The organism is Pseudomonas sp. FBCC-B1667 (assembly GCF_059133255.1).
Window position 1 is genome coordinate 6,663,876 of the sequence record NZ_CP101437.1, and the last position, 13,969, is coordinate 6,677,844.

General features: G+C 58.3%; 13 protein-coding genes. 3 read left to right on the forward strand and 10 right to left on the reverse strand.

Going from position 1 to position 13,969, the window contains the following annotated elements:
* Positions 1-18 precede the first annotated feature (18 nt).
* A complete protein-coding gene (locus NL116_RS30785; protein ID WP_494375325.1) occupies positions 19-1,632 on the reverse strand; it encodes a Fic family protein in 1,614 nt (537 codons plus the stop codon).
* A gap of 520 nt (positions 1,633-2,152) precedes the next feature.
* Here NL116_RS30785 and NL116_RS30790 point away from each other — a divergent pair.
* Complete coding sequence (locus tag NL116_RS30790; RefSeq protein WP_494375326.1) at positions 2,153-3,079, forward strand: LysR family transcriptional regulator; 927 nt, start codon at positions 2,153-2,155, stop codon at positions 3,077-3,079.
* Here NL116_RS30790 and NL116_RS30795 read toward each other — a convergent pair.
* The 9 genes from NL116_RS30795 to NL116_RS30835 all read right to left on the reverse strand — a co-directional run bounded on the left by NL116_RS30795 (position 2,996) and on the right by NL116_RS30835 (position 12,050).
* Positions 2,996-3,313: an AzlD domain-containing protein gene (locus tag NL116_RS30795; RefSeq protein ID WP_081743912.1), complete on the reverse strand. Its 318-nt coding sequence runs from the start codon at positions 3,311-3,313 to the stop codon at positions 2,996-2,998. The two genes, NL116_RS30790 and NL116_RS30795, sit on opposite strands and share 84 nt — an antisense overlap.
* The gene (locus NL116_RS30800; protein ID WP_494375327.1) at positions 3,292-4,011 is read right to left on the reverse strand and encodes an AzlC family ABC transporter permease; all 720 of its coding nucleotides are present in this window, start codon (positions 4,009-4,011) and stop codon (positions 3,292-3,294) included. Before NL116_RS30800 ends, NL116_RS30795 begins: the two co-directional genes overlap by 22 nt.
* The gene (locus tag NL116_RS30805; protein ID WP_185045211.1) at positions 4,008-4,421 is read right to left on the reverse strand and encodes a GNAT family N-acetyltransferase; all 414 of its coding nucleotides are present in this window, start codon (positions 4,419-4,421) and stop codon (positions 4,008-4,010) included. The genes NL116_RS30800 and NL116_RS30805 overlap by 4 nt, the downstream gene beginning before the upstream one ends.
* 46 nt (positions 4,422-4,467) lie before the next feature.
* The gene (locus NL116_RS30810) at positions 4,468-5,217 is read right to left on the reverse strand and encodes a 2OG-Fe dioxygenase family protein (RefSeq protein WP_494375328.1); all 750 of its coding nucleotides are present in this window, start codon (positions 5,215-5,217) and stop codon (positions 4,468-4,470) included.
* A gap of 331 nt (positions 5,218-5,548) precedes the next feature.
* Positions 5,549-6,163, reverse strand: coding sequence for a DsbA family protein (locus NL116_RS30815; protein WP_494375329.1), 615 nt, complete (start codon positions 6,161-6,163; stop codon positions 5,549-5,551).
* Between the two features lie 224 nt (positions 6,164-6,387).
* A complete protein-coding gene (locus NL116_RS30820) occupies positions 6,388-6,600 on the reverse strand; it encodes an HAD family hydrolase (RefSeq protein ID WP_123435406.1) in 213 nt (70 codons plus the stop codon).
* A 243-nt stretch (positions 6,601-6,843) separates the two neighbouring features.
* Entirely contained in the window at positions 6,844-7,950 is a 1,107-nt protein-coding gene (gene aguA, locus NL116_RS30825; protein ID WP_494375330.1) for an agmatine deiminase, read from the reverse strand.
* A 5-nt stretch (positions 7,951-7,955) separates the two neighbouring features.
* Entirely contained in the window at positions 7,956-8,834 is an 879-nt protein-coding gene (aguB, locus tag NL116_RS30830; RefSeq protein WP_494375331.1) for an N-carbamoylputrescine amidase, read from the reverse strand.
* Positions 8,835-9,137: 303 nt separating this feature from the next.
* A complete protein-coding gene (locus NL116_RS30835; RefSeq protein WP_494375332.1) occupies positions 9,138-12,050 on the reverse strand; it encodes an aminotransferase in 2,913 nt (970 codons plus the stop codon).
* Between the two features lie 175 nt (positions 12,051-12,225).
* Here NL116_RS30835 and rfbB point away from each other — a divergent pair, with 175 nt between their 5' ends.
* The gene (gene rfbB, locus NL116_RS30840) at positions 12,226-13,308 is read left to right on the forward strand and encodes a dTDP-glucose 4,6-dehydratase (protein WP_494375333.1); all 1,083 of its coding nucleotides are present in this window, start codon (positions 12,226-12,228) and stop codon (positions 13,306-13,308) included.
* An 81-nt stretch (positions 13,309-13,389) separates the two neighbouring features.
* Positions 13,390-13,935 carry a dTDP-4-dehydrorhamnose 3,5-epimerase gene (gene rfbC / locus NL116_RS30845; RefSeq protein WP_494375334.1) on the forward strand — a complete coding sequence of 182 codons (546 nt, stop codon included), beginning with the start codon at positions 13,390-13,392 and terminating at the stop codon, positions 13,933-13,935.
* Positions 13,936-13,969: the final 34 nt, after the last annotated feature.

Below are 13,969 nucleotides of genomic sequence, written 5' to 3' on the forward strand. Positions count from 1 at the left end.
GCTTTGTGCGTAGACTCATCATCTGCCCACTGGCTGATTCGGGTGATACCGATCACTCACGCCACTGTCGATCGGCTCCTCCCCCCGAACCGACTGAGCCACCGCTTCGATAATAGCGGCCCAGATATCCGGTCTTGTCAGCACCGGCATTTCCTTTGCCAGTACGTTGCTCAGCTTCCCTTCGTTTTGCTCAATGGACCGCAAGAGCCGATCAGCCTGTTGATCGGGCATTTCAACGATCTCCTTGATCGCCTGCCTGGCCCTGATGTGGCTGCGTAAATACCGCGACTCTTCACGCATCTGCTCGGTGATCGTGCGGCGGATGACGTTCGAGATGAACACGACATGTGGCCCCAGGTTGGGATATCGCCACACCGGACGGGCCTGATCCTGGCCTGTGAATTCAATATTCGAGACCACGCCGTCAGGGTAGTGCGTGCGAGTACTGGCGAACGTTACCTGGTCTCGTATGCCCTGCATGAGCGGTTTTGAAACCTGATCCAGCACGCTGTCATAAAGCCGCCGCTCGGCCGAGTCGTCGGTGATAACCGCTGAAATCGGAAGAATCACCGGATCTGGAATGGCTCCATCACGACGCAAAATGTCGTTGATCAGGAAGCGATGGACCCGGCCGTTGCCATCAGCCAGCGGATGGATATAGACGAAAGCAAACGCCGCCACAGCGCTGCGCATGACTGGGGATTGCCCTTGAGTGCGATTCAGAAAGACGTGAACTCCTTCTAACATCCGCTCCAAATCACTTTCCGGTGGCGCGACGTAATGGACGATCTCCTGATAGCGGACCGTTTCGCCAACAAACACCGGCGATTGCCGAATCCCCAAACGTGTCAGTGTGGTCACAGCTCCAAGGATTTCTTCTTGCATCTCAGCCAGTGCAGCATCGGTAAGCGGCAGTTCGCCCTGACCGGTTCGTCGCGCCAGTACATCTGCGAAACGCTGGATACGCGTGGAGCGATCCGCCTCCCCTTCAATCGCGAAGCTGGCTTTGCTTTCCCGCAGAGTCATCCATGCGGCGGCGCGCAGCAGAAGCGCTTCGCCAAACTCTGCAGTCAGTTGACCGAAGAGGTGAGGCACATCGAGGTCCGCTGCTGACTGGACTGCTGTTGTCTTGACGACGACTGGGCAGAAATAGCGCGTGCCTGGCAGGTTGTCATTCACCCGCCAACGCGGCACTTTCACCGCAGCTTCGGGTGACGCGGCCACCATCAGATCGGCGTTGATGGCGTCGACATACTTACCGCCTATAGGCTCGGGCGCTTGCAGTTGCCCGCCGGTGAGCCACTCAAACAGGAACGCTGCCCGGCGTGCATATTGGCCAGTGGGCTCTACATTTAACCAGTCTTGTACCGGTGCGGCTCCCACCTTGGTAAACAGCCGGCTCAAGAACTCAAGGTTCGGGACTTCATGCCGCAGGTGAAATTGCAGATGGGATGAGAGGTCCGGATCGGGGCGCATATTCTCCGTATACGTCTCAAGACGAAACCCGTCTTCGACTTGAGTCAACCGCCGGCTACCCACCTGACTTAACACCGGTAGCCGCGCCATCGGCAGCACGCCGAATGTCGTCGCTAGCCAGGCGGCACCGATGGGGTCTACGGGAAACTCGCTCACGGTCACACTCCTTTGAACAGCTCGGCTGAAATCAAAAATGCCTACAAATGGAGAGTAACGATCAAAATCAGGTTTTGCTGCATAAAAACGATTATTTTTTGATGGATTTGCCTAAAAACAAACATTTGAGACGCGTCAGATTGGTCCGGCCCTGACCCAAAACGCATAAAAACGAGTTTCCGTGCTCAAAAACGATCACAAATGTCTACTTTTGCATAAAAACGTTTCGAGGTCGGCCAGCCATACGAAGTCCCAGCAGGACGAAACCCGCACTGGCAACCTCGTTTTCACCCCAAAAAAATGCCCAAACCTCCCAGCCTGAGCATTTTTTTGACCCTGATCACCCAGCGTTCCCAAAAAACCTCGACTCTATGTAAGCCTCCAACCATCGGACGCAGCATCAATTCGCTACTAAACTCGGGACAAGCGTGTTCAGGTGCAGGATTATAGCCAGCACGTATCGCCCAACCGGCGGCCAGGTACTCAACAATAGCCAGCCCACATTAGAGGGCATTACCCAATGGATAGCAGAACCCTACGCAACCTGATGCGCATTGTGCAGACCGGCTCTTTGTCGGCGGCGGCAGAGCATTCCTGTTTAACGGTGCAGGCGTTGGCCGCGCAGTTGAACAAGGTCGAAGAGCAGTTCGGTTTTCGGTTGTTTCGTCGCTCCAACAAGGGGTTGACCCTGACCACGCAAGGCACGGAACTCACGCCTTTCATGGACAAGGTGTTAGTGGCCACGCGACAACTCGAAGAAAAAGTCGCGGCATTGAAAGAGCCTGGGCAGCGCACGCTCAGGGTGGCGCTGAACACGACGCTTTCGTCTGACTTCAATCGGCGAATGATCGGACGCCTGATTGAGGTGTTTCCCGATTATCAGCTGGAATTCAGCTACGCCGAGTCGATGGAAAACCTCAGCAAGCTGAAGAATGAAGACTTCGACCTGGCGGTGTTGATCGGCCCGCAGCAGCCGGGATTACCGAGCATTATCCTGCCCGAGGTTCAGGTCCAGGTGGTCGGTGCCCATTGCGGCCAGGAACATGATCCGCTGGTGATGCTCGGCAACAAGTTTCAGGTGCGTCCGGCTGACGATTGTCCGTATTCCCACAGCTTCCTGCGCTTTCTCGACGCCGGTCTTGGCAATTACGAGTCGAACAAGCGAATGGTCTATTCCTGCAGTGAAACGCTGACGCTGTCGCTGATCACGCAAATGGATGGCCTGGGCATGGTGTCCCGCGACGCGGCCCAACGTAACGGCTTGACCATTTTTCCGGGCTTCGAAGATGCCCTCGAAGTGCGGTTGGCGGTCAATAACCCCGAGTTGTCGGACCAGGCGCTGCATGACGTGGTCGACCTGCCGCTACATGAACGAACCGAGCGCAATGTACGCAGCCGTTCCCACCGCAACGGAGAGAAAGAGGTTTTTGCTGAAGTACGCACATAACAACGTCGGAATCGCGGCATAAAATTCCGGGCGATCGAGTTGCACGTGCTGATCCTTGATCAACAACGGCGTGACGCTGATGGCCGCGACGATCGCCACCGGCAAGTATTCCAGCGCACGGGCGACAAAGGGCGGCCAATGGTCGGTGTTCACTTGCAGCGGCAGCGCACGCGGCAGGAAGGTCACGGCCATCATCAGGACGACGACCAGAATCAGGAACGTTTGGTCAGGCATACACCCACCCCGCAGCCCACAAAGGTGGCGATGAATACGTTGAACGGCGAACTGCCGACCAGGCTCAGTGCGCCCATACAGGCGATCGCGGCCAGTGCGGCGATGAGTTTGTTACGCGTATTGCACAACGACACCAACACGTAGAGCATCATCGCCGTCAGCGCGTAGTCGAGCTGATACTTGATCAAATGCGCCGCGTATTGTGCGCAAACCGCCCCGAGCAAACCGCCGAGCACCCATGACGTGTGGCAATACAGATTGAAGCCGATCAGGTAGCGCACATCGACCGGCGCGCCCTTGCCCAGTTTGACGCTGTGGAAGGCGAACGATTCATCGGTCAAACCACCCGCGTAACACCAACGCTCAATTCGGCTGAGCCCCATCGCCTGCAACGCCTTGGCCATGTAGACGGACATCAGCATGTGCCGCGCATTGATCAGAAACGTGGTGAGGACGATGGTGGTCAGCGACGCGCCACTGGTAATCAGCGCCAACGCGGCGAACTGCGAAGCGCCGGCGTAGACAAACAGGCACATCGCGACCGGTAACCACACGGGCATCCCGGCATTGACCGCCATCAGGCCGAACACGAACGACACCGTGAAATAACCGGCCACCACCGGGCTGGCTTCTGCAAAAGTGCGCGAACGTTGCTGCGGCCCGACCATCAGCGGACGGCTGCTGGACGTCTCATTCATAGGTCCCTCTCAAATGTTCTTTCGCCACGCGGTTCGCAAAAACCCTGGGCACTCCAAAAGCGTTTGCCGGCGAGGTTGGCATCGTCGACAAACAGGAACATGCGCAGCACGCCCACGCGTTTCATGTCCGCCGAAGCCGCTTCAACCAACCGCTGACCCACGCCTTGGCTACGATACAGCGGGCTCACCGCCAAATGATTGATCGTGCCACGACTGCCGAGCATGCCGCCCAGCACCGCGCCGACGATTTCGCCACTGGTGTCCAGCGCGATGAAGGCGGTGGTGGTCTTTTGCACCAACACACCGCGCAGGCATTTGGCGTCCTGCCATTCGCAGAAAGACACTTCTTCGAATTGCCGGAAGAAGCGCTCCAGACGCTGGGCATCCTTGGCTGTCGTACGCCTCAACATCACCGGCGCAGGGCATTCGGCGAGATTGGTCGCGGCGTTGTACTGTTCAGCGAACAATGTCGAAAGCGGTCCCGGGCCGCGAGAAGGAGATCGCCAGAATTTGGCGATAAGCCATAGCGTGGGAATGGGTGTTGCGCGCCGGCGTGACGTAGTGGCGCATGTCCCGATCCAGGAAGTAAGTGGTATCGAGAATGTCTGTGTAAGTCGTCGACGCCAGATGCTCTTGTTCATGGGCGCTATACAAGCGGCTCTCCGCGCCCTCCACGTTATTGCGCCCCCAGAAATGCACGCCACTGAACGGATAACCGTCGCAGTGAATGCCTTCCGGGGTGATCTCCAGTTGCTTGCCTGGTTTGATCTCGATCCGGATCTGGTGAATCTGGCATTGCCAGATTTCATCGTGCAGTTCCGGCGGCAGAACGTTTTTGTACACCTCGAAATCCGTGTCGATCAGGCTGCGCATCACCGGCGAATGAATGATTTCATCGGAGAAGTCCTGGAAGTGCCGGACCATTCCGCCTACGTAGCTGTTGTTGGCCTTGGACTGGACGTAAGCGCGGTGCTCCAGCTGCGTCAGCTCGCGCGTCACCGGGTTGTATTCGAAATCGCTGTAGCGTCGGTACCGATTGCCCGCCTCAGCCTGACCGTAGTAACTGTCGGGCTCCATGTTTTCCCAACTTCTGGTCAATCTGACAAAGTCGGAGAAGTGACCGAACAAATTGAAGTCACTACTTTTGACGTTGACGTATTTGTCGCGCCGTAGCGATTCGCCCACTTCTTTATTCAAAACGAGCATTTTCAAAATCTCCGTGCATTTAGCAACCTAATCTAAAGAGCACAGGATTTGCGTCCATGAGAAAGAATTTCAGGCATATCAAGCGCGACTTGAAACGGAGTTTGAAGTTGCTTCAATTCGACTTTTTGCGACTGAAAACAGCTGTTTTTAGTGCTTTCCCACTGTCAGGCGGCAAAAAAAATCCCCCGAGCCAGTCGAGGGATTTTCGATTTTTTATACGTTTACTCGACCATCAGAAGAGGTTGATCGGGGAGTCATGGACGTTTGGCGGGATCTTGGTCGCGCCCCTATTGCTGTGGCAATTTGATGAATTGACTACGGACAGACGCGTCTAAGCGAACTGTGCCAGCCAGATCGCAAACGCCTCGGGCTTACCGAGCCATGGGCTGACATCGACCAGCGTGAATTGGCTATTTCGCTCAAGCGCCAGCGTCGGAAAACCTTGTCCGCCGACTGTGGCCAACAGGGCGCGACTGTCTTTGATGTGCTGGTCGGTAGGGGTGCTTTTCAAGGCCGCTTCGAAGGCCAGAGGCTCCAGGCCGATCTCTTTCGCCAACTCAATCAGCACCGATTTATCGGCGAGGCGCCGGCCTTCAACGTAATGCGCAGTCTGCAAACGCCCCAGCAACTCTATCCCGCGTCCGGCGATTTGCTCTGCGGCCAGCACTGCCGCAATCGGCGGCGCGGAATCAAACACTGCCGTCTCATCGCGCAGCAGACCTTCAAAATACGCGTCACCGAAGGGTTGGCCGCTGTACTCGGCGATGCGCCGGTCATGGGGTATTACGTCATTGCGCAGCTGTGGTGAAACAGCCTGACGGTTAGCGCCGGTCATCATACCGCCACCGTGAGCGATCACCGGCAATACGTTTTGGGCAGCCTGCACCAGCGGTTTGGCGCCGTAGCACCAGCCGCATAACGGGTCATAAATGTAATGAAGGATCATGGGAAGGCTCCGGCATTTAAGTAGGAAAATTCAATGCCGGCAGACTAATCCTAAGGTGGTTGCCGAAAAACGCCGGAATGGCTTTCAGTCTGTTTCGTGGATCGGACGAATGACGCCAACCGATCTCTGACCTGCAGGTGATCTACAGTGGTCCTGAAAAACCATCGCCCATAAAAAAGCGCCGCCATCCCGGCAGCGCTTTATCAATCCTTTGTTTTTTCTTCTTATCCTTCCATCACATCCCACAACGCTTCCAGCTCCGCTTCGCTGAACAAACCAGCGGGGTAGCGCTCGATCATCATCCGGCGCGGATCAGGTTCACTGATCTGACGCGTTCCATTGGACTTGAACCAGTGCGCAAGGACCTGGAGCGATTCGCTATTAATTGCCAGGGGATGCAACGCCCGCTCGCTCACTACGTTCACTTCGGCGTTCATTTCAGCGCTCTCTCCTGGTTCGTGAGCGGCTAACTTATCCAAGGTTTATGACAGAACATCGCAGTTCTCCCCCTCCCTGTTACGCCATGACAGATACAAGAGCTGTGCCAATGTTTCTGAACTGTCGACAAGCGGATACAAAAAAGCCCGCGGCCCATAAGGGCTGCGGGCTTTTCAGGGTACGCAGAGGGTTAACCGTGACTCAGCTGATTTAGCAACCGACTCAGGCTGTTACAACCCCACTCATTCCTTGTGCGGCGCGGGTTGCTGTTGGGTAAGGCAGTGAATGTTACCGCCTCCCAGTAACAGTTCCCGGCCCGGCACCATCACCACCTCGTGTTGCGGAAACAGCGTCTGCAAAATTTCCTTTGCCGGGCCGTCCAACGGGTCGTCGAAGCTTGGCGCGATAATGCCGCCATTGACGATCAGGAAGTTCACGTAGGAACCGGCCAGACGAACGGACGGATTGCGTTCCTGAGTACCATCCACCGGGTCGACACCCGCGCACTCTTCTTCGGTCGCATACAGCGGCCCCGGAATTGGCATCTTGTGCACCGTAAAAGGGCGCCCCTTGGCGTCGGTGCTGCTTTGCAGCACTTTCATGGCCGCCTGGCAGCGCGGGTAGTTCGGGTCTTGCGGGTCATCGGTCCAGGCCAGCAATACTTCGCCCGGGCGCACGTAGCAGCAGAAGTTATCCACATGGCCGTCGGTTTCGTCGTTGAACAAACCGTCCGGCAGCCAGATGATTTTATCCACCGCCAGATTCGCGCTGAGCACCGCTTCGATTGCTTCACGATCAAGGTGCGGATTGCGATTGCGGTTCAGCAAGCATTCTTCGGTGGTGATCAGGGTGCCTTCGCCATCAACGTGAATCGAACCGCCTTCGAGCACGAAGCCCTCGGTGCGGTAACGCTGGCTGCGCTCGATCTCGAGGATCTTGCCGCCGACCTGCGAGTCACGGTTCCACGGCGAATACAGACCGCCGTCGAAACCGCCCCAGGAGTTGAAATCCCAGTTCACGCCACGGACTTCGCTACGGTTATTGATGACGAATGTCGGACCTGTGTCGCGCACCCACGCGTCATCGCTGGACATTTCCACCACACGAATATTCGGCACGTCGAGACGGGCGCGAGCGTTTTCGTACTGGCCTGCGGAAACCGCAACGGTCACCGGCTCGAAACGCGCGATGGCTTTTGCCACCGCCACGTGTGCAGCTTGCGCCGGTTTGCCACCCAGGCGCCAGTTGTCCGGGCGCTCGGGCCAAATCATCCAGGTCTGGGTGTGTGGCGCCCATTCGGCCGGCATGTAGAAGCCGTCGGCGCGAGGCGTGGTGTGCAAAGTGGTCATGAGAATCAGGACTCCAGGGAACCGTCGAGAGTTTTCAGTGCGCCGTACAGGTTCGGGCGACGATCACGGAACGAACCCCACGCGCTGCGAATGTGCTCCAGCTCGTCGAGGTCGAAAGTGTGCACAAGAATACCTTCTTCGGTTTTGTTGAGCTCCTGAACTTTTTCGCCAAACTGGTTGGCGATAAAGGAAGACCCGTAGAAGGTAATGTCGTAGCCGTCCTGCTCTTCGTTGCCGATGCGGTTGCTGGCGATCAGCGGCATCAGGTTGGCGCCCGCATGGCCCTGCTGCACGCGCTGCCAGTGATCACGGGAAGAAATGGTCTTGTCGTGCGGCTCGCTGCCGATGGCGGTCGGGTAGAACAGGATTTCCGCGCCTTGCAACGCCATGCTGCGCGCACACTCCGGGAACCACTGGTCCCAGCAGATGCCCACGCCGATTTTTGCGTAACGGGTGTTCCACACTTTGAAACCGGTATCGCCCGGGTTGAAGTAGTACTTCTCGTGGTAGCCAGGACCGTCCGGGATGTGGCTTTTACGATAAATCCCGAGGTTGGCGCCGTCGGCATCGATGATCGCGATGCTGTTGAAGCGCGCGCGGCCGGCCAGTTCGTAGAAGCTGATCGGCAGCACCACTTGCAGCTCTTTGGCAACTTTCTGGAAATGCTTGATCGCGACATTGTCTTCAACGGTCGTGGCCAGTTGCAGGTAATCCGCGTTGGGCTTTTGGCAGAAGTACGGGGCTTCGAACAGCTCCTGGATCAGGATGATCTGCGCGCCTTTGGCTGCCGCCTCACGAACCAGCTTCTCAGCGGTTTCGATATTGGCTTCAAGGTCCCAGGAACAGGCCATCTGGGTAGCGGCGACGGTAACGATACGGCTCATGAATCGGCTCCTGAGCAAAGGCTTGGGGTCGAGTGTGGCATCGACCCGTGACAGACATGGGAAGCGCCGGGCGTGGGTCGTCCACACCGAGGCAGCGGTGACTTTATAGCCGATAAATATCGGCTTTAGAAGCCACCAACAAACCTTCTGTCATATTTTTTTACTTTAAAGCCGATATCTATCGAATTAACTCCTTGCCTCTGCAAGAGTGATCCTGCTCGCGATAGGCGGCCGAACATTCAACAGGGATGTCGACTGATCCCGCGCCATCTCGAGCAGGCTCACTCCTACAGGGTTATGGGTTTACAGGCCCTCCGCGAGCACCTTCGAGAGCATGTCGACGAAGAAATCCACGCTCTGGCGCGAGGTCACCATCGGCGGCTTGATCTTCAGGACGTTGAGGAAGTCGCCCGTCGGCTGCATGAAAATCCCCAGCTCGCGCAGGCGATCACACAGCGCCGTGGTTTCTTCGGTCGCTGGCTCCAGCGTGTCGCGATTGCGGATCAGCTCGACGCCCAGATAGAACCCGGAACCGTGCACCGCGCCCACCAACGGATGAATATCGATCAGCGCTTCCAGGCGTTCCTTGAAATAGCCGCCCACGAGCTGAGCGTTTTCCCAGAGCTTTTCTTCTTCCATCACATCCAGCACCGCCATGCCGACCTGGCAACTGACCGGACTGCCGCCCGCCGACGAGAAGAAATAACCCTCGGCCTCCAGCGCTTCGGCAATTTCCTTGCGGGTGATCACCGCGCCCAACGGCTGGCCGTTGCCCATGCCTTTGGCCATGGTGATGATGTCCGGGACCACGCCCTGCTCTTCAAAGCCCCAGAAGAAATGGCCCATACGCCCGTACCCGACTTGCACTTCGTCGGCGATGCACACGCCGCCCTGGGCGCGGACCCTGGCGTAGACCTGCTGCAAATAGCCGCGCGGCAACGAGATCCCGCCGGCATTGCCGTACACCGGTTCGCAAATGAAACCGGCCAGTTTGCGTCCCTGCGCAGCGACTTTCGCCAGATTGTGTTCGACGCTGCGCACGTAGTCCGGCGCGCTGTCCGGGCCACGGAACTCCCCGCGATACGTATTCGGCGCAACAACTGGATGCACCCAGTCCGGGCGGCTGCTCAAGGCCTTGGGGTTGTCGGCGATCGACGTCGATACCGCATCGGCGCCCACCGTCCAGCCGTGATAGGCCTCCAGCACGCTGAGCATGTCGCGCCCGCCGCTGTAAGCCCATGCCAGGCGTATCGCCAGGTCGTTGGCCTCGCTGCCGCTGTTGACCAGGAACACTCGGTCCATGGAATCCGGTGCCAGCTTCAGCAAGCGCTCGGAAAACTCGGCGACCGCCGCATAGTTGAAACGCGAGTTGGTGTTGAGCAGCGACCATTGGCGAGCGGCGACCGCCGCCATGCGCGGATGACCATGGCCGAGCACCGCGACGTTGTTGAGCATGTCGAGGTAGGAGCGGCCCTGCATGTCGATCAGGTGGTTGCGCCAGCCGCGCTCGATGCGCGGCGGATCAACGTAATAGTGCTTCTGGGTGCGGGCGAAACTGGCGCTGCGGCGTGCCAGCAGGGTCTGCGAATCCAGTTCTGCTTCAGCATCACAGGCCAGCCCCAGCAATGCGGCCGGCGACGGGCACAAGGCTTGCCAGGCCAAGGCCCGCGAAGGTGTGCAAAACAGCGGCGCATTGAACGCCGTGCCTCGGCACAACTGCACGATCAACGGCCCGCTGACCGAGCCCAGCACCTGGCCTTTGACCAGCGCCGCGCCCGCGTGCAGCGAAGGGGTCACGCCCCACAGTCGTACGCTCAGTTGCGGACCGTCGAGTTGCAGTACACCCGCCGATGTCTGATGAACCACACCGGCAAATGGCGATTCGACTGCGGTGCCGTGGGGCACGCGCAACTCGACGTGCAACGGACAAGTCTCAGGTTCGACCGCTATGTCTGGCCGCGTTTGCGACAAACGGTATTGTCCGTAGCGGCTGGCCGCCAGTCCGTGGGTCGCGGCGGCTTCGGTCAGCAGTCGTTGATCGATCCCTTCTTGTTCCCAGTTGCCCGCCTCGAAATGCGGGCTGAGGACACCCAGATCGATCAGCGCAAACTCGTGCCCCACCAGGCTCGGCAACAATGGCGCGAAGCCTTCGCTGCCGATGCGCGGCAAGCTCTGGCCGACGCACGCCAGGATCGCCGCTTCCATCAGTTCCAGCGGCACCGAAGTGGCCACGCGGAAAATTTCCCACTCATGGGTCAGGTTATCGCGGCTGTATTGGTTGCCCGGATCAATGCTGACTTGCTGCTCGCCGCTGAGCACCAACACCGCCGCACGCGCGACGATCAGCGGCCAGAGCGCCAGCAGCTCTTCACGCTGCAAAGGATTGACGGCATGAAAGGCTTCAATCGCCGGCAAAATGTAGAACGGATCACCGTTGGCGTGGTGCAGTAACGCCGCGCACGTCACCGAAAGATCGGTGATGCGCCAGGTGCGGACGAGGTCGCCGAAATCGATCACGCCCTGCAATTGCCACTGACGTTGCGCATCGCGCTGCCAGACCACGTTGTCGTCCGTGATGTCCATGTGAATGGCCTGCACCGGCAACTTTTCCACCAGCGGTTGCAGATGACGTTCGGCACGTTCGGCAGCCTCGGCGATCAACCGGCGTTGCGCGTCATCCTTGATCACCGGCAGCAAATGACCGATCAATGCGTTGGCGTGGCGGGCGTCCCACTGCAATGTGCGCTCAAGGCCCGGATGGTCGAATGCGGCCAAGGCGAGATCCATTTCGCCGCACAATTGACCGAAACCCGCCACCACGGCACCCGGCAGGTGATCCAGATGAGTGAGCGACTGACCTTCGATGTAGTCGAGCAGGCGCACGTGTACCGATTGGCCAGTGACGTCCAGCGTCAGCAGATCAGCACCATTTTTGGCCGGGATCACTCGCGGCACCTTCACGCCGGACTGCTCCCGCAAATGCTTGAGCCCCGCGTGCTGGGCTTGCAGTTCCAGCGCGGAATAATCGCCACGGCAGATTTTCAGGACGAAACGCCCCTGGTCGCTGTCGACGCGAAAGTTCAGATCCTGCTGGCTACCCAGGGCCTGCAACTTCCCGCTCAGCCCGTAATGCCCCTCCAGCAGCTCTAGCGCTTGCTGCGCAGACACGTGCGGGCTGGGCAAACTGGCGCGATGAATCAACGTGGCGAGCGGCATACAACGACCCCTGAAATTTTATTAGGCGCTTATATCGCCATTGCCTCGGTCGATAATCAACCCCCGTCGACATCACAAAAGCCAAATACGACCGACAACCCTCTTGCACCACCCCGCTCCTGCCGACAAGCTATGCTCATTCGCTTTATCGTCTTACGGAAAAAGGCTGGCCAACATGCGTATTCTCATCACCGGCGGTGCCGGTTTCATTGGTTCTGCCCTGACTCGTCACTTGATCCGAAACACTGGGCACGAAGTGCTCAACCTGGACAAACTGACCTACGCCGGTAATCTCGAATCGTTGACCAGTATTGCCACCGATACCCGCTACGAATTCGTGCAGGCCGACATCGTCGACCAAGCGGTCGTGAGCGCGGTGCTGGCGCGCTTCCAGCCGCACGCGATCATGCACCTGGCGGCCGAATCCCATGTCGACCGCTCCATCGACGGTCCATCGGATTTCATTCAGACCAACATCGTCGGCACTTACAGCTTGCTCGAAGCCACCCGCGCCTACTGGCAGGCCTTGGCCGAACCGGAAAAAAGCGCCTTCCGCTTTCATCACATCTCCACCGATGAGGTGTACGGCGACCTGCACGGCGTCGACGATCTGTTCACCGAAACCACGCCCTACGCGCCAAGCTCGCCGTATTCCGCCAGCAAGGCGGCGTCCGATCACCTGGTCCGAGCCTGGCAGCGCACCTACGGCTTGCCGGTGTTGCTGACCAACTGTTCGAACAACTATGGGCCGTTCCACTTCCCCGAGAAGCTGATCCCGCTGGTGATTCTCAACGCCCTGGCAGGCAAGCCCCTGCCGGTGTACGGCAATGGCCTGCAGGTACGTGACTGGTTGTTCGTCGAGGATCACGCCCGCGCGCTGCTCAAAGTGGTCACCGAAGGGGTGGTTGGCGAGACGTACAACATCGGTGGGCACAACGAACAGAAGAACATCGACGTAGTGCGTGGCATCTGCGCCCTGCTCGAAGAACTGGCACCGCAAAAGCCTGAAGGGGTGGTGCATTTCACCGACTTGATCACCTTCGTCCAGGACCGGCCCGGCCACGACCAGCGGTACGCCATCGACGCCAGCAAGATCGAACGCGAACTCGGCTGGGTCCCCGAAGAGACCTTTGAAACCGGCCTGCGTAAAACCGTTCAGTGGTATCTGGATAACCTGGAGTGGTGCCAGCGTGTTCAGGACGGCAGCTATCAGGGTCAACGACTGGGTGCTATCAAGATCAGTGAATTGCTCGCGTGATCAAAGGCGTAGTGTTGACGGGCACACGTTCGGCAAGACCGGTCATGGCCCATACCTCTTCATGCTGGCAGGGGAAAAACAATGAATGTGACTGAAACCGGCTTGCCCGGTGTATTGATCATCGAGCCCAAAGTCTTCGGTGACGAACGCGGCTTTTTCTATGAAAGCTTCAATGCCAAGGCGTTCGAAGAAGCCACGGGCCTGAACACTCGGTTTGTTCAGGACAACCATTCCCGATCACGCCAGGGTGTGCTGCGCGGCCTGCACTATCAACTGCAGAACACGCAAGGGAAACTGGTGCGGGTGACTGCCGGTGAAGTGCTCGACGTCGCGGTGGATATCCGTCGCAGCTCGGCGAATTTCGGCCAGTGGGTGGCCGTAAGGTTGTCCGCCGAAAACCATCGACAAGTCTGGGTACCCGAAGGCTTTGCCCATGGATTTGTGGTGCTCAGCGACTTTGCCGAGTTCCTCTACAAGACCACGGATTACTACACGCCGTCCGCCGAGCGATGCATTCGCTGGGACGATCCGACGCTCGCCATCGATTGGCAACTGGAAGAAGCCCCGCAACTGTCGGACAAGGATCAGAACGGTCAACTTTTCCTGGAGGCTGATCTGTTTCCGTGAGCACAGTCGTTGGTGGTCGCAATGGTCAGTTCGC